Genomic DNA, 16214 nt, shown 5'->3' on the forward strand with positions numbered 1-16214 from the left:
CAGGACTGTGACCCAGGTCACGCCCGGTCTGCTTCCGCCGAGCGGACCGATCCCGCACCCGCTGTGAAGCTCGGGTGGCACGAGCAGCCACCCACCCCACCGACGTCCCGCCGGACCCCGTCCGGCCGGGCGGTCGGGCTTCACGGAGGAGTGCCCCATGCACGAACAGCGCCTCGGCGGACCGGCCCAGGAGGCCACGGGCCCCTACACCCGCAGCCGTTCCCTCCCCGACTACCGCGGCATCCTCGCCGTCGACGCCAAGGGATTCACCGGGCACCCGGCCATCGCCCATGAGGTCATCAGCCGGACCGTCCCCGAACTCCTGGAGACCGCCTTCGCCAGGGCGGGGCTCAGGGAGATCTGGAACGACCGCAGGTTCCCGGCCACGACCGGCGACGGCTATGTCTTCGGCTTCGATCCCACGCTGATGCCCTTCGTCGTCCACCCCCTGCTGCTGACCCTCCAGGACGTCCTCACCGACTACAACGTCCTGTCCCACGCGGTGGCCCCCATCCGGCTGCGCGCCAGCCTGCACATCGGCCCGCTGCCCGACACGGGCGACGAGTTCGGCGGCAACGGGACGCCCCGCAACGACACCCACCGACTGCTCGACTCGGTGCCGGTGAAGGCCGTACTGGCCTCGCACAAGGAGAGCATCACGCATGTCGCCGCCATCCTGTCGCAGCGCTGCTACGAGGACGCCGTGGCCGGCGGCTACACCGGACGCCATCCCGACCACTTCGTGGAGGTCGCCGCCACGGTCGAGGGCAAGCCCTTCGCCCAGCGCGCCTGGATCTACGTACCGCAGCCGTCGGGACCGCTGTACGAGACGGCCCCGGCCGAGGGCCTCCTCGGAGAGCCCGCGCCGGAGGGCGCCCGTCGGCCGGGGACCGACCCCGAGCCCGCCCAGGCACCCGCCCCGGCGCCCGCGCCGCTCCCGCATGTGAGCAACAGCGCCCCCCACGGCAACCTCAACACGGGAACCGTGCACGGCGGTCAGAGCGTGGCGAACCACCATGTCGCCGGAGACCACGTCGAAGGCAACAAGGCCGGGCGCGTCCGGGGCTTCCAGGGCGACCAGGTCCGCGGTGACAAGTACCAGGGACGGCCATGACACCCCAGGCCACCACACCCCAGGCCACCACACCCGAGGCCACGCCACGCCAGGCCACCACACCCGAGGCCGGGCCACGCCAGGCCGCTCCACCCGAGGCCGGGCCGCTTCCGGCGGGAGCGCCGCAAGGTGAGCTGCCGCCCGGTCAGCCCCAGCAGCCACCGGATCCGGAGCCGAAACCGCAACCGGCCCCGGCCCCCGAACCGGGGGAAGCCCACCACCACCCGGAACCCGAGCCGGACGTCGACGAACTGTTCGACGCACTTGGCCCGACCCCTCGGTCCCTCCTGTACGCCCCCAACGCCAACTTCAACACCGGCACGGTCCACGGCGGTCAGCGGGTGTGGAACGCCATGCCCGGCGAGGACCGGCCGGAGTCCGAGGGCCGGGTGCGCGAGGGACCGATCCCGGTCGCCGAGGTGCGCGCGGCGGCCTTCGGGTTCGCGGAACCCGCCTGGTTCGGCGCCGCCCTGGGCGAGTTGGCGGGCGGTCTGCTGTTCCTCTCCGGCCGACCGGGCTCCGGTCGCCGTACCGCCGCGCTCAACCTCCTCCGCGAGAGCTGCGGCGAAGGCGCCACCCTGCGGGCCCTGGACAGTGTCACCGAACTGGACCGCTGGAAACCCACCGACACCACCGCGCGCGGCTATCTGATGGACGGGCTGTTCCCGTCCGGACCGATGGGCCCGGGAGTGCTCGGGCATGTGCGGTCGCTGCTGAAGGACGCCGGGGCCCGCATGGTGATCGTTCTCCCCGACGACGCGGCGCTGCTGCACAGCCTGCGCCAGCAACTCCACGTCGAGCCCGTCGTCTGCCAACCACCGCCGCCCGCCCTGGTCTTCGGCAGCCGGTTCGAGGCGAAGGTGACCGACCGGTGGGAGCGGGAGCGGCTGCTGGCGGCGCTGGGCGAGGACGAACTGGGCGGACTCCTGGTCCCCGAGCTGGTACCGGCCGAGGTGGCCGAGCTGGTCGACACCCTCGTGGCCGCCGACGGCGACCCGGAACGCCTCGGCGATCTGGGTGCCCGGCTCAGCCACCGGGCCGAGCAGGAGGTACCGGCGCTCGTCGCGTCCCTGCGCGACGACCCGGACGCCCTGGCCTTCCTGCTCTCCGCCTGCGTCTACGAGCGGCTCGACCACCGGATCGTCAGGGAGGAGGCCGACCGGCTGCTGGAGCTGTCCGACGGCCGGCTGGCGGCCCTGCTCCCCGCGACCGACGCACCCGGCGGCGCGGGGACCGACCGGCCCAACCCCGCCTTCGTCTTCCGGCGTTCGCTGACCGAACTGCTGGAGTCCGTGCACGCCTGCCGACAGCCCCGGGAGATCCGTGCGGGAGGTGCCTACGCGCACAGCGTGGAACCGGTCGTGTTCGTCCGGCACCGGCAGGCGGAGGTGGTGCTCCGCCATGTGTGGCGCGAGTACGGCCAGTTGTCCGACCTGGTGGTCGCCTGGCTGCGGGACGTGCGCCGCGGCTCCGAGCTGTCCGAGCCCGCGGGCCGGGCCATGGGGCGGGCGGCGAGCTGGGGCGGTGGCCGCCGGGCCCTGGACCATGTGGAGACCCTCGCCGAGTCCGATCGGTACACCAGCCGGATGATCGCGGCGCACGCGCTGGGCATCGCGGCCGAGGACCCGGTGCTGGTCGCGGAGGTGCGTCATCGCCTCCAGCGGTGGAGCCTGGCCGCGAACCCGTATCTGCGCACCACCGTCGCATACGCCTGCGGCGCCGTCTTCGGGCTGTCGCGGCCGGACTTCGCCCTGCGCCTGCTCCGCACCCTCGTCGGCGGGACCCGCCTGCGGGGCGGCGGGTACGGCGGGGACGACGAGAACGGGGCGTGGGCCCGGGTCGGCCGCGCCGTGCGGGCGGCGGTGCTGCGCCTCTTCGTCAACGGCAACGAACCACAGGTGTTCGCCCGTCTCCTCGCATGGCTGAACGAGGAGACGGGCGACACCGAAGAACTGCTGACCCTGTTCGGGGAACTGCTGCGCCGCCCCGGATGGTTCCAGCGGCACCTCGCGCACGAGAACCCCGCCGCACCCCTCATCACCGATGTGGTGAGGAGAGCCCTGGACACCGACGGCTCTTTCGACGCGACCTGCCGGGAATTGCTCCGCTGGGCAGAGGCCGCGCGATGGGATGAAACAGTTTTCCGATCCGTCGAGAATCTGTTCGCCTCCTTGGCCGGGACCATGAGCTTCGGTGTCTTCCGGCTCTTCGTGGAAATGGACCAGAAATCCACCGACGACTGGGCGGGCCACGCCATCGCGCGTCGTTCCCTCGACTACTGGCGCAACGGTGAACAACGGGAGGCCGTATGAACGACATAGTGACCGAACCGCTCTACGTCCGGACGGTCCGGCCGCCCTGGCGGGAGATCCTGGGCCACCGCTGGACGGCCGCGCGGGACCGGGCCCTGGTCCTCTTCGACGACACCGGTGCCTCCTACCTCCTGGGCCGCGGCGGCGACCCCGACGACACCGCCGGCGCCTACGTGCCGCCGGTGGAGGAGGCCCCGGCACCGGGGATGGGCGGACGGTACACCGACGCCTTCCGGGTGGACGTCTCCGAGCATGTGGACACCCGGGCGGTCGGGCTCCCCACCGTGTACGGCACGGAGTCCGTGGACCTGTGGGTGGCCTGGTGGGTGCACGACCCGGTCCGGGCCGTACGCGCCAAGAGCCTGTACGGCTGGCATGTGGTGCACACCCATCTCACCGGCGCACTGCGTCATCTGGCCGAGGCCCAGCAGGTGGCGGGCGACGGGCTCGGGGCGCCGGAGATCATGCGGCACCTCGGCACCGCACCCCAGCGCGTCCCCGAGGCGGGCCTCAGCTACCGGGTGTTCGACGTACGGCTCCGGGACACCGGTGAGGAACTCCGCCTGGACGAGGAACGGCAGGACGGCGTCCGCTACTCCTGGACCCCGAGCCGCAGCGGCGAGTACGACTTCTGTCTCCAGGCGCTGCACTCCGGCCCCGTCTCCCTCGCCGCGCTCTGGCTGCTCAGACACCCCGACCAGGTCCGGGACGTACTCGACTGGGCCGTCCGTCACCAGGAGTTGCTCAGCCCGCCGCGCACCGACTGGCAGGACGAACTGGCCCTGCTGCTCGGCACGCTCACCGAGCAGGAGCGGACGGAACTCTCCCGGCTCCTGCGGGACCGTATCGCCGCGCTGGGACGTCCGGTCCCCGGCGTGAGCGTATGACCCGAGCTGTCCCGCATTCACAGAAAAGGGACGGGCGCACCGCCTTCGGGCGGTGCGCCCGTCCCTTTGCGTATGCGGTACCACCACCGCCGGAATGGGTCCGGGAAATGTGACCGCAGCCACGCTCCGACTGCTGTCCGCGAGCGGACAAGAACGCCGGTCCGCGGGAATCTCAAGTCGTCCAGAAAGACGGCGTCCGAGCATTCCCCGGACGTCCCGATCCTCCCCGGAGAGGACGACATGCGCCCAGAGGAAATCCGCGAACTGAACGAGCTGAAGAAACTGAACGAGCTGAACGATTTGTTCGGCGCACCCGCCCGCGACGAGAAGCCGCCGGAGCCGGAGCCGGAGCCGGAGCCGGAGCCGGCGGCGGCGGCCCCCCGTGCCCTGGTCCTCAGCGCCGAGCGCGGGATCATCAACACCGGTACGGTCCACGGCGGTCAGCACCACACCACCGTCGAGAGCGCCGAGGTCCCCCGCCCGGTGAGCGGAGCCGACGGTGGCCGCTGAGCAGGGCCGCCCCGACGGCCTCGGCCGCCTCGATGACGTGGACGACCTCGACGCGCTGGTGGCCGCGCTGTCCGCCGGGCGGGAGATGCTCGTCGTGGCACCGCACGGCACGGTCAACACCGGAGTGGTGACGGGCGGTCAGCGCCACCACACCGGCCCCGACGACCACGCCTCCGGACCCGTGCGCCAAGGCCCCGTACGGGCCAAGGACCTGGCGGCGGCCCGGCGGCGCTTCGTCCCGCCGCCCGGGTTCGAGGACGCCCTCGCCGCGCTGGACACCGGAGTCTCCGTGCTCGTCGGGGCACCGGGGACCGGCCGGGAGACCCATGCCCTCAATCTGCTGGCCCACGGCAGGCCGGAACCGGTGCTCGTGCAGGTGGACGGGGCGGTCGGCCTCTCCCGGTGGGTGCCGCGCCCCCAAGGCGTGGACGGCTACCTGGTGATGGAACCGCCCGACCCCTTCGCCCTGCGCTCCTGGGACCTGTCCCGGCTGGAGGCCACCTTGGCGGAGACCGGCGCCCGGCTGCTCATCGTGCTGGCGGACACCCCCGGCCTGGCCGGCGCCCTCGGTGACCGTCTGGGCACCCCCGTCCTGCGTCATCTGCCGCCCGACCCGCGGAAGGTGTTCGCCGCCCACCTCGCCGACCTGTGCCCCGACGAGGGCGAGCGGGCCGCGCTGCTGCGGGCCCTGGGGCCGGACCACCTGGGCGAACTGCTGCCCACCGCACTGCCGCCCCGGCACGCCGCGCACGCCGCCCACGCCGTCTCCCGGGCCCCCGACGGGGCTTCGGGCGCGTACGTCCTACGGGCCCTGGCCCGCGCGGAGGCCCCGGAGTTGACGGTCCGGGCCCTGGAGGACCCCGTGCTCCTCGCTCATCTCCTCGCGCTCAGCGGCTACGGAGGGCTCGACCTCGGGGTCGTGGTGGAGCGGGCGGCGGACCTGCTGGCGCTGGCCGGCCCGGAATGGGAACAGGACCCCGCCCCGCCGCCCGGCCCCTCCGGACGGGGCGGCCGGCCGCGGCCCGGGCTGACCGGACAGCGCCCCCTGCCCGAGATCCTGCGCGTCCTCGGCGCCCACCGGACCCGCCGCACCGGCACGGACAGCACGGAGCCCACGGACACCGTGGCGTTCCTCTGGCCGGCCGTCGGCGAGGCCGTGTGGGAGGTCCTCTGCCGCGACCACATGGAACTGCTGCCCCTGCTCCACACCTGGCTGGCCCGCACAGGGCGGGAACCGGACCAGATCGCCCGCGCCGGCCGGGCCGTCGCCGCCCTGGCCGTGGAGACCGGCGGCAGAAGCCTCGACCTCCTGCGCCCCCTGGCGTCCGCCCCCTGGCCCTCGGCCGTCGAGGTCGCCGCCCGCTGCCTGGGCACGGTTGTCCGGGACCCCGCGGCGGCGGCCAAGGCGGCGGACCTCCTGGAGGAGTGGAGCGCCGCCGCCGAACCCGCCCTGCGCACGGTGGCGGTCCTCGCCTGCCACCCCGACCACGGCCGGCTGACCACGGACCTCGCACTGCGGCTGCTGCACCGGCACACGCAGACCCCGGGTCACCGGCCGGACGCCCTGGAATCCACCGCCGTGGACGCACTCGTGCGGCGCTTCACGGCCGGATCCCCGCCGACCAGGACGGCCCTCCTGGACCGGCTGCGGGAGTGGACGCGCGCCGACGGCGCCCCGGCCCGCCTGGCGACCCGGGCCTTCCCCGGCATGGCGGCCACGGACCCCACCTGGTGGCGCGACCTGCTGGCCGACGACGGTGACGCGGCCTCCGGCGTGGTCCAGCTGATCGGCCACGCCCTGGACGAGGCGACGGCCTACGCCGCCATGCGCGACGTCCTGCTCGCCTGGTGCCGCGCCCCCGACGACGGCCCGCACCCCGACCCGGCCGTGGCGGAGCTGCTCCAGCGGCTCACGACCGCCCGCCGGCCCGGCTTCCTGCGCTGGCTCCTCGCCGTCGACCGCACCCCCGACCCGCTGCCCGGCAAGGAGCTGGCGGCACGGCTGCTGACCGAGTGCCGCGCCAAACCCGCCGCCACGACCACCGACTGACCACCGGAGGACCGATGTCACTTCCCTCGCCGTCTCCCGCCCGCCCCGGCCTCTTCACCTCCGTCGAACGCGCCTGGGCGGACCGTGAGGCCCGGCCCGCACTCCGGCTCCTCGACGGGACGGACCCCACGGGCGTGCCCATCGCCCTGCGTCCCGCCCGCCGTCTCCTCTACGACCGGCACGCGGACCCGACGCCCCGCGCCGCCCTCTGGCACCAGATCGCGCGGCGCGCACGGCTCGACGCACGCCACTCGGACTGGCCGTCCGCCGCCGTCTGGCTGGGCCTGCCCGGACTCCGCCGCACCGCACGCCACCTCACCCTCGACCTCGGCGCCGAACGCGAGGACGTGGAGGCCGAACTCGTCACCTGCTACCTCGAAGCCCTCGCGGAACTCGACGCCCACACCACCGACCCCGGCTCACACGTCCTGCGCTCGGCCTGCACCCGCGCCTGGACCCTGTGGAAGCGGACGCTGCCCGAGCGGGCCGTGGAAGACGTGGACGTCCTCGGACGTCCCCCCGTCGACACCGATCCGGACGGGCTCTGGCAGGCGGACTACGAACCGCCCGGACGCCGCCCCGGACTCTCCGCCCCCCTGCGGTTCACCGTCCCCGCCCACCGTGTGGAGGGCGTCCGCATCGGCGCCCTGGCCCAGGCGTGGGGCCTCGCCGACACCGCCGCAGCGACGGGCTACTCGGGCCGGGGCCGCCAGGTCGCCACCCTCTCCCTGCGCCGCGTCGACCGCCTCGGGAGGACCGCGTGAGCCGGCACACCGGGACACCGCTCACCTTCCGCGAGATCTTCGACCTCCCTGTCAGCGTCGACCTGCGCACCGCGGCCAGGGCGTTCGGCATGTGCCTCGGCACCGCTTACCGGCTGATCGCCCGGGACGACTTCCCCTGCCCCACGGTCCGCGTCGGCCACCGTCACCGGGTCCGCACCGTGGACCTGCTGCACGCCCTCGGCATCGAGGAACGCCCCGTCTTCGCCGACGAGATCGCCGACGGCATCGCCCTCACCCTCTTCGACTGACCGACCGCACCGCCCACCCCCCGACCCTCCGAAGGGACCCCCATGCCCACCTGCCTCGCCATCCAGGCGGCGACCCGCACCGCCGCCCCCGCCCTCCCGCAGGGCCACCACCGCTCCACCCTCTTCTACGACGACGTCGTCCGCCCCACCTGCGAACAGCTCGGCCTCACCTTCCTGCGTGCCGACGCCCTGCTGGACGCCGGGCTCCCCCCGGAGCAACTGCGGCGCCTGCTCACCGAGGCGGACGTCGTCGTCGCGGATCTCGGCGCGGCCGACGCGGAGTTGTCCTTCGTCCTCGGGGCGCGCCACGCGCTCGGCCGATGCACGGTCCATGTCACCGAAGGGCCGGGCACCCCGCACGGGGCGGCGGGATCGCCCTGGATCGAACTCCCGCCCCGGTCCGCCGACCCCACGGCGGCCAGGCAGCGGCTCACCGCCGTACTCACCGACCTGCTCGGCGCCACGGGCGAGCAGGACGACGACGCCCCCGGCATGGTCGATCTGGTCCTGGAGGCCGAGGAACAACTGGAGGCGATCCACGCGGACATGGCGGACCTCGAATCCGCGACGGCCGATCTCGGCGCGATGATGGAACTCTTGGGGGAGGACATGGCCCGGGTGAGCCACCCCGGGGCGTCGGCGCGGGTGACGCTCGGGGTGGTCAACCGGATGGGCAAGGCGATCGACGGCCCAGCCTGCGATCTGGAGGCCGCCGCCCAGCGGGTCGTGGAGCGCATGGACAGCGCCTCCGTCGCCTTGAAGTCGGTCCTGGACTGGGCGTCGAACACCCCGCGCGGCGCATGGCCCGACGGCGTGGAGAAGGTGCTGAACGACGTGGTGCGGGAGCCCCTGGGGGTGAGCGCCGCGGCGGGCGAGTTCCAGGCCGCGCTCTCCGCCATGGAGATGTTCGGCGCGTCCAGCCGGCATCTGCGGGGACCGGCCCGGCGGATCAGCGGGTCCATCCGGGCCGTGTTCAAGGGCGTGGCCGTCTTCGAGGAGTGGCAGACCACGGCGGCCCGCCTCCTGCGCACCTGACCCACCCCGACCGACCGGACGGGGCGCCCGCCGGGCGCCCCGCTCCCGGGTCGGTCCGGCGGCTTCGACGTGTGGACGACAATGGGACACCGGCCGAGCAGACCGCCCCCGCACCGGCCCCGGCGCACCCACCGTCCGACGGAAAGGCCCTCGCATGACCCCCAGGCTCTGCATCCTCACCGGCGCCCCCGGCGCCGGGAAGAGCACGCTGCTGGACATCCTGGTGGGCTTCCCCTTCGCCACCGTCGACTTCGACGAACTCCTCGAACCCGACGGGACGCTCCTCGGTATCGACATCGCGTCCCCGACGGCGGAGCCCGTGTGGCCGGCCTACAACCGGATGTGGGCCAGGCTCGCCGCCCTGCTGCTGCGCGGCGGCGGCCCGGTCCTGGTCATGTGCCCGCTGACCCCGGACGAGTGGGCCGAGGCCGCGACGGATGTCCCCGGCCTGCCCGACCCCGAGTGGGCCCGCCTCGACTGCGCCGACACCGACCGGCGCGCCCGCCTCGCCGCCCGCCCCTGGGGCTCCGAGGAGATCGAGGAGGCCCTCGCCGACGCCGAGGAACTGCGGGGGCTCGTCCCCCGCGCGTTCACCACCTCCGGGCGCGGCACGGCGGAGGCGGCCGAGGCCGTCGCCCGGTGGGTACGGGGGGAGGACGGGAGCGACCGCGACGGGGGCCGGTGACCTCGCCGTTCCCTGTGCTTGGATACGCCGCATGGACGACGCGCCCCGCATATGGATCAGCCCGGTCCCCTCGCTCGACCCCGACTTCGAGGAGGTGATCCTCGCCCTGGACCACGCCTCCACCGACCCCGGCGAACGCATGGTCTCCGTCCTGCTGAACCGGGGGCACGAAGGTGAGGAAGGGGTCTTCTACCTGCTCCAGGAGGATCTGGCGGCCCGCTACGAACGGACCGGCGGACAACTCGCCGTCAGCGTGCTGGCGCGGCGCGATCTCCTCACCCGCGATCTCGACGCCCACCCGGAGGACCTGCGCGAACGGCTGCTCGCCCTCCCGCCCGACCCGGTGGACGGCGAACGGGTCGTCCTCATGCGCCGCGCACTGGACACCGACTTCGAACCCGCCGAGCGGGACGGCGAACGCCAGCCCGTGCTGCTGCTCGACCATGTCGCCGGACCGGCCTCCCCGGCAACCCTGCTCGCCCTGTTCGCGCGCGGCGAGGCGGGCCTCGCGGTCGTACGCGCCACCGGGGACCGCCCCCTCACCGACGGGCCGGACACCGCCGCCCGACCCGGGCCTCAGTCCTTCAACGCGTAGAAGTGCACGGGCGAGTTGGGCCGGAACCCGATCCGCTCGTACACCGGGGCCCCGGCGGGCGTCGCGTGCAGCACGGCACGGGTCAGTCCGGTCACCCGGTGCGCCTCGTACAGCACCTTGCGGGTCACCGCCTCGCCGTACCCCCTGTGCTGCCACTGCGGATCCGTGGCGACCAGCGCGACGAACAGACGGCCGTCCACCTCGACCGCCGCGGCGCAGGTCACCGGGGTGCCCGCGCGCAGCCCGATCCAGGCGTGGGCGCCGCTCTTCCAGAACGTGGAGCCGAGGAGCCCCTCGCGCACATCCTCCGGCGCGAAGCCGTACGCCCCGGCGTTGAGGTCCGCGAACGCACCCAACCGCTCCTCGTCGGTGACCCGCGTGAACGTCAGGTCGGGGTGTCCGGGCTCGGGGAAGGGCAGCAGGTCACCGGCCATGCCCGAGCCGGAGAAGGCGTACGCGAAGCCCGCGCGCCCCACCGTCCGCTCCAGCGTGGCGCGGGCCGCGTCGCCGAGCAGATCCTCGAAGAGCCACAGGAAACCGGGATGCCGCTTGGCACGCATGATGTCCGCGGCCTGAGCCAGCCGCTGTGCGGTCAGCTCCGCGTCGGTGTCCGGCTCGGTCAGCGTCACGCAGTTCCAGAAGACGAACCGGGAGTCGGCCCACCGCACGGCGATACCGGGAAGGTCGCGGACGTCCGCGCCGTCGCCGCGGTCGAGGACGATGCCGCGCCAGGCGGAGGCGAGTTGCTCCACCGATTCGACGGACTCCGCGCGTTCAGTCATCGTGGCCCCCGGGGGATGGTCGAGTGTGCCGAAACCGTTGTCGCCCAGTAAACGACGCGGGCCCCCTCAAGTCGCCCGGACCGGCGAGAAGTCGGCCGGATCGGACGGTCGGGACGGTGCCGTCATGGCCGGATCCGCCGCAGTGCCCGCCGCCGCACCCACATGAGCATCAGCGCGGCCAGGGTCCAGCAGGCGGCCACCCGGGCGAAGGGGTCGGCGGCGGCCGGGAGGGGCACGGTGAGCAGAAGGGTGAGCCCGCTGACGCCGACCAGCGGGCCGATGGCGTACCAGAACACCGCCAGGAACGGGCCGGTGTCGGCGAGGAGGGGGCCGCTGAACAGGATCCACGCCGGTACGGGGGAGCGGTAGGCGCTGAGCAGACCGGCGGCGACCAGGACCGGCGCCGCCGCGAGGACCAGCGCGATCGCCTCGGGACGGACGACGGCCGCGAGCAGCGATCCACCGAGGGCGAGGACGGCCGTCGGCACCGCGGCGTGCTCCAGCGCGAGGCGTTCATAGGGCCGCGGCGACCACGCCGTGCGCCGTACGTCGTCGGCGTCGAGCCGCGCGGGCTCCAGCAGATACGACGCGGCGGCATGGCCCAGCAGCGCGGCCACGGCCGCCGCCATGAAGGCACCCTGGCCTTCGGCGCCGGCGGCGATCGCCGCCGCCGCGCCCGACAGCACCCCCATCAACAGCGCAAGACCGGGCCGCCGGGGCGCCATGAGCAGTGCCACCAAGTCCCGCCAGGCGACGAGCAGGGCGGGGGAGCGGGGCGGGGACAGCCGGGCGGCCCAGCGGGCGACACGGCCCCGCCGACGCAGCTCGACCCCGCCGGTCATCGCCAGCCGGGCCGCGCGCAGATCCACGGCCAGGAGACCGGCCAGCACCTCGCCCGACGCCCGTGCCCGCGCCCGCAGCGCCGCCGCGGGCGTCCCGGCGACCACCCTCCCGGCGTACGCGAGCGCGCCCCCGGTCACCGCCACCAGCAGCGCGAGCGCCAGCGGCCACAGCGGCGCCGACCCCCCGGACGCGGCGAGCACGGGCTGCGCCGCCCAGCCCCACGGCCCCGACCACAGCTCGACCGTCTCCAGCGCCCGCAGCCGATGCCCACGAGCCGCCGCCACCGTCTGTACGGCCACGAGCAGCAGGACGAGCAGCAGCAGCGGGGTGCCCCGGTGCAGCCGCCCGGCCGCCTCCGGGGAGCGTTCCACCACCGCCGCCCCGACCACCGCCAGCGGTGCCAGACAGAGCGCGGCGGCGAGACAGGCCAGGGTGAGCACCCCGACCCCGCCGAGCCCGGCCGCCGCGACGAGCAGCGCGCCGACGAACGCGATGAGCAGCGCGCCGACCGTCCAGATCCCCGCCGACAGCGCGAACCACGGCAGCAGCACCGGGCCGCGCCGCACGGGCAGCGCCAGCAGCCAGTCGACATCGGCCCGGGGCGGTGTCACCGGCCCCCGCCACAACGCGTCCCGCAGCGTGACGAAGAACCCGGTGAGGGCCGCGAGGACCAGCCCGGTGGGCAGCAGCCGCGCCACGGCGTCCGCGTGCTGCTCCAGCGGCCGGTCATGGCCCAGTTCGCGGGAGAGTCCGATGGCGAACAGCCCGTACCAGCCGAGCAGCAGCACCACCAGGACGTAGGCGATGTACGCGAAGCGGCGCACCCGGCCCGCGCCCCGTCTGGCCCGCAGCCACACCCGGGTCGCCGGGGTCCGGTCCACCTCGTCCCGGACGGCACCGACCCCGGCCCCGTCCCGCGCGGACGTGCCGCCCGGGCTGTCGCGCACGCCGTCCTCCGACGCCGTACGGGTCACGCTCCGGCCTCCGTCAGCACCTCGTCCGGGGCTCCCTGCGCGACCACGGCCCCCTCCGCCAGGACGATCACCCGGTCCGCGACCCCCGCCAACTCGCGGTGATGGGTGGCGAACAGGACCGCCGTGCCGCGCTCGCCCTCCGCGCGCAGCAGATCCGCGAGCCGCAGCCGGGCCCGCGGGTCGAGCCGCTGCTCGGGTTCGTCGAGGATCAGCAGATCGCGCGGGCGCAGCAGGGCCGAGGCGAGGAGCAGGGCCTGGAGCTGTCCGGAGGACAGCGCGCCGGGGAGCGAGTCGGCGTGGTGGGTGAGGCGCTGCCCGTCGAGGAGGGGGTCGATGCGGTGCTGCGGGACGCCGTGCGCGACCGCGACCAGTTCGAGGTGCTGGCGCACGGTGAGGTCGGGGTAGCAGGTGAGGGCGTCGCCGACGACCGCCACCCGCGCGCGTACCCGCACATCGTTCTCGGACATCGGGCCGCCGTCGAACGCGACCGTGCCCGTGCTCGGCCGGTCCCGGCCGCAGGCGATGCGCAACAGCGTCGACTTGCCCGAGCCGTTCGGGCCCAGCAGGGCCACGCGTTCGCCCGCCGCCACCTCCAGATCGACGGCTCTGAGCGCCTCGCGCTCCCCGAAGGTGCGGCTCACACCCAGGACGGTCAACAGGGCCGGTGACACCTTCGCGCTCTCCTTCGGGGGACGTACCTCGTCGTCAGGAGAACGAATCTACGTGAACGGGTGATCCCGTTCGGACCGTTGACTTCGGTCCTTGTCGAGGGGCGGGATCCGGCCTCGTTCCGGCGGGCGTCCAGGAGCGCCGAAGCGGGACGGCAGGGATCGTTTCCGGCCGACCCGAGGCGGTGCGGTCCGAAAAGGCGCTCTACCGGAACCGCGGTGACCAGAGGCCGCCGGCAGCCCGGAAACGGGGCGTGGGACGGCGGGGGCGCGGCGGTGCGGGACGGTCGGCGGGTCCGCACAGCCGCGCCCTGCCCGAACGGGTGGGGGAATCAGCTCTCCGGGAGGACGGGGGCGTTCCTGCGGTCGTGCTCGTCCTCCCACACCATCAGCAGGACCAGGGGGTCCGCGCCGCACACCCGGGCGCAGTCGCTGGTGAAGCGTCGGCTGGGGAAGCGGCGTCCGGCGAGGATCCCGGCGAGATGGTCGGGGACCACCCCGGTCCGGTACGCCAGGGTCGCCACGCTCAGCCGGGCCTGCCGCCGGACCTGTTCGAGGACGTGCCCGATGTGCGCGGGCGGGTCGGGGGGAGACGGGGGCGTCTCGGGTGTTTCGGGTGTTTCGGGTGGGGTCTCGGATGGCATCGGCGGCCTCACGGGGCCTCCTGCGCGGCGGGCCGGCAGGAGAGGGGTCGAGCGGGCGGACGGAGCGTGGGACGGGGGTTTGCGGTGCCGTCGGCTGGGGGAAAGGGCCAACGCGGTCTCCTTGCCGGAGTCGTGGACACGGGCCCCGGCCGATCACGGCCGATCACTGCGCCGGGGCTCCGGTGCCGCTCGGGGAACGGGCCGAGCACGGAGACGCTAAGCCGAACAGCGGCGTCACAGAACGGACGTGCGCCCGTCGGACGCGACGTGACGTCGCGGGATCTGCCTCCTTTCGAGTGATGTCATCGGTACGGCCGTCCCCGGCACGTTCGATTTCGGTCAGTCGCGCGCTCCGCTTACGCGCCCCCCGTATGCCTGTTGAGAGCCCCGCGCTCTCCCGCGCCGAGGCCCGTCACCTCGGGATTGTGCGAATCCCCGACCGGTCGGCCCACCCCTCGCGATGTGCTGTCCGACAGTGCGATGAACGGCCATGTTCGCCGGACGCACTTGCATGTGGCGGCCAACAGTTGAATCGAGACATTGTTGCCTCAAGCACGCATACATGGCAGCCGAAGTGGTGATCCTCCCACCGTCGGGCCGCGCTGCAATTGCAGCGCGGCGACGGGGAATTCGTTCACCGCAGGAGGTCATCCGGTGAGGAAACCGATGCACGCGTTACCGCACAGCTCAGCGCCCCCGGACCGGGACGGGACCGGATGGCGCAAGAGTTCGCACAGCCTTCCCGAGGGGGCGTGTGTGGAACTGGCCCAACCGTCCGACACCCAGGTGCTCTTCCGGGACTCCAAGGTCCACGGCGGGCCCGTCCTGAAGGTGTCGCGGGCAACCGCGACCGCGTTCACCGCCGCCGTGGAGCGCGGTGACCTCTGACGGGACGGTCACGGCCGCCGGGGACGACGTCCGCGTCCGCACACCCCTTCTCCGGCGGCCCCGCCCGGCCGGGCACGGCCCCGCCCCGCGACGGCGGTCCCCGCGCGGTGGCACGGGAGACGGGTGAGAAAGACGGTTCAGCACTGGACATCCTCGGCGGACCCCCAGTAGAGATAGGGGCATTGCAAGTGCATCGCGCCCCTGACGTGGGCGGATGACCACAGATCGCCTGGGAGGGTCACAGTGGGGGAGCAGCCCGTACCTGGAGACGGACAGGGCGGCACGGACGGCGCGGACTCCAAGGGCGTCAAGCACGCCAAGGATGTCGACTTAGGGCAGGACCAGCCCCACAGCGCCCGTATGTACGACTACTACTTGGGTGGCAAGACCAACTACGCGGTGGACCGGGAGGCCGCGCAGGCGGTGATCCGGCTGTTCCCCGCCGTCGAGACCGTGGCCCGGGTGAACCGCACCTACATGCACCGCGCCGTCCGCTGGCTGGCCGAGCAGGGGGTGCGGCAGTTCATCGACGTGGGGACCGGCATCCCCACCGCGCCCAATCTGCACGACATAGTGCAGGACGTGCATCCCGGATGCCGGGTCATGTACGTCGACAACGACCCCATCGTCCTCGTCTACGCGGACGCGCTCCTCGACGGGAGCGCCGAGGGCAGCACCGGCTACGTCCAGGCCGACGCCACCGACCCGGCCGCCGTGCTCGCCGCCATCGAGGCCGAGGGGGTCGTGGACTTCAGCGAGCCGGTCGCGCTCAGCCTGCACGCCCTGCTCCACTTCGTCCCCGACGACCGCGATCCCTACGGGGTGGTGGACCACCTCATGGACGCGCTGGTGCCGGGCTCCTACCTCAGCCTGAGCCACTGCACGGGCGACTTCGACCCCGAGTCGTGGCAGGCCATCGTGGACACCTACACCCGGCGCGGCACCCCCGCCCAGGTCCGCAGCCGCGCCGAGGTCGAGCGCTTCTTCGACCGGCTGGACCTTGAGGAGCCCGGTGTGGTGCTCGCGAACCGGTGGCGACCGGAGGTCGGGAGCGGGCCCGGGGTGGTCAGCGACCGACAGGTCTCCCTCTACGCGGGCGTCGCCCGCAAACGCTGAGACCGGGTCACGGAGCGGGCCGGTCACCGGACGGTGTGTCAGGTGACCGGCCCGTTGCCGACGGCCGCCCGGATCGGC

16 protein-coding genes are annotated in these 16214 nt (G+C 73.9%); 12 read left to right on the top strand and 4 right to left on the bottom strand.

Annotated elements, in window-relative coordinates:
- Positions 1–157: 157 nt before the first annotated feature.
- The 10 genes from ACIQNG_RS04850 to ACIQNG_RS04895 all read left to right on the top strand — a co-directional run bounded on the left by ACIQNG_RS04850 (position 158) and on the right by ACIQNG_RS04895 (position 10221).
- The gene (locus tag ACIQNG_RS04850) at positions 158–1114 is read left to right on the top strand and encodes a hypothetical protein (RefSeq protein ID WP_401482617.1); all 957 of its coding nucleotides are present in this window, start codon (positions 158–160) and stop codon (positions 1112–1114) included.
- Positions 1111–3426, top strand: a complete 2316-nt coding sequence (locus tag ACIQNG_RS04855) for a hypothetical protein (protein WP_401482618.1) — start codon at positions 1111–1113, stop codon at positions 3424–3426. The genes ACIQNG_RS04850 and ACIQNG_RS04855 overlap by 4 nt, the downstream gene beginning before the upstream one ends.
- Positions 3423–4313: a hypothetical protein gene (locus ACIQNG_RS04860; protein WP_401431281.1), complete on the top strand. Its 891-nt coding sequence runs from the start codon at positions 3423–3425 to the stop codon at positions 4311–4313. Before ACIQNG_RS04855 ends, ACIQNG_RS04860 begins: the two co-directional genes overlap by 4 nt.
- Positions 4314–4553: 240 nt before the next feature.
- On the top strand, positions 4554–4823 hold the full coding sequence (locus ACIQNG_RS04865; RefSeq protein ID WP_401482619.1) for a hypothetical protein: 270 nt from the start codon (positions 4554–4556) through the stop codon (positions 4821–4823).
- Complete coding sequence (locus ACIQNG_RS04870) at positions 4813–6873, top strand: hypothetical protein (RefSeq protein ID WP_401482620.1); 2061 nt, start codon at positions 4813–4815, stop codon at positions 6871–6873. The genes ACIQNG_RS04865 and ACIQNG_RS04870 overlap by 11 nt, the downstream gene beginning before the upstream one ends.
- Positions 6874–6887: 14 nt before the next feature.
- The gene (locus ACIQNG_RS04875; protein WP_401482621.1) at positions 6888–7637 is read left to right on the top strand and encodes a hypothetical protein; all 750 of its coding nucleotides are present in this window, start codon (positions 6888–6890) and stop codon (positions 7635–7637) included.
- Positions 7634–7906, top strand: coding sequence for a DNA-binding protein (locus ACIQNG_RS04880; RefSeq protein ID WP_401431269.1), 273 nt, complete (start codon positions 7634–7636; stop codon positions 7904–7906). Before ACIQNG_RS04875 ends, ACIQNG_RS04880 begins: the two co-directional genes overlap by 4 nt.
- A 42-nt stretch (positions 7907–7948) precedes the next feature.
- Entirely contained in the window at positions 7949–8941 is a 993-nt protein-coding gene (locus ACIQNG_RS04885) for a hypothetical protein (protein WP_401482622.1), read from the top strand.
- A 154-nt stretch (positions 8942–9095) separates the two neighbouring features.
- Positions 9096–9626, top strand: a complete 531-nt coding sequence (locus tag ACIQNG_RS04890) for a hypothetical protein (protein WP_401482623.1) — start codon at positions 9096–9098, stop codon at positions 9624–9626.
- Between the two features lie 31 nt (positions 9627–9657).
- On the top strand, positions 9658–10221 hold the full coding sequence (locus tag ACIQNG_RS04895) for a hypothetical protein (RefSeq protein ID WP_401482624.1): 564 nt from the start codon (positions 9658–9660) through the stop codon (positions 10219–10221).
- Here the strand turns inward: ACIQNG_RS04895 and ACIQNG_RS04900 are convergent.
- The 4 genes from ACIQNG_RS04900 to ACIQNG_RS04915 form a co-directional block, all read right to left on the bottom strand.
- The gene (locus tag ACIQNG_RS04900; protein WP_401482625.1) at positions 10203–11003 is read right to left on the bottom strand and encodes a GNAT family N-acetyltransferase; all 801 of its coding nucleotides are present in this window, start codon (positions 11001–11003) and stop codon (positions 10203–10205) included. The genes ACIQNG_RS04895 and ACIQNG_RS04900 overlap by 19 nt on opposite strands.
- Positions 11004–11125: 122 nt before the next feature.
- The gene (locus tag ACIQNG_RS04905; RefSeq protein WP_401482626.1) at positions 11126–12820 is read right to left on the bottom strand and encodes a hypothetical protein; all 1695 of its coding nucleotides are present in this window, start codon (positions 12818–12820) and stop codon (positions 11126–11128) included.
- On the bottom strand, positions 12817–13491 hold the full coding sequence (locus tag ACIQNG_RS04910) for an ATP-binding cassette domain-containing protein (RefSeq protein ID WP_401431252.1): 675 nt from the start codon (positions 13489–13491) through the stop codon (positions 12817–12819). The genes ACIQNG_RS04905 and ACIQNG_RS04910 overlap by 4 nt, the downstream gene beginning before the upstream one ends.
- Before the next feature lie 329 nt (positions 13492–13820).
- Positions 13821–14132, bottom strand: a complete 312-nt coding sequence (locus tag ACIQNG_RS04915) for a helix-turn-helix domain-containing protein (RefSeq protein ID WP_401482627.1) — start codon at positions 14130–14132, stop codon at positions 13821–13823.
- Positions 14133–14798: 666 nt separating this feature from the next.
- Here ACIQNG_RS04915 and ACIQNG_RS04920 point away from each other — a divergent pair.
- Together ACIQNG_RS04920 and ACIQNG_RS04925 are read left to right on the top strand one after the other, a co-directional pair.
- Positions 14799–15020 (top strand): DUF397 domain-containing protein, encoded by a 222-nt coding sequence (locus tag ACIQNG_RS04920; protein WP_401431246.1) that lies wholly within the window; start codon positions 14799–14801, stop codon positions 15018–15020.
- Positions 15021–15263: 243 nt separating this feature from the next.
- On the top strand, positions 15264–16136 hold the full coding sequence (locus ACIQNG_RS04925) for an SAM-dependent methyltransferase (protein ID WP_401482628.1): 873 nt from the start codon (positions 15264–15266) through the stop codon (positions 16134–16136).
- The last annotated feature ends 78 nt before the right edge of the window (positions 16137–16214 follow it).

Source organism: Streptomyces sp. NPDC091377 (genome assembly GCF_044757045.1).
GTDB lineage: Bacteria > Actinomycetota > Actinomycetes > Streptomycetales > Streptomycetaceae > Streptomyces.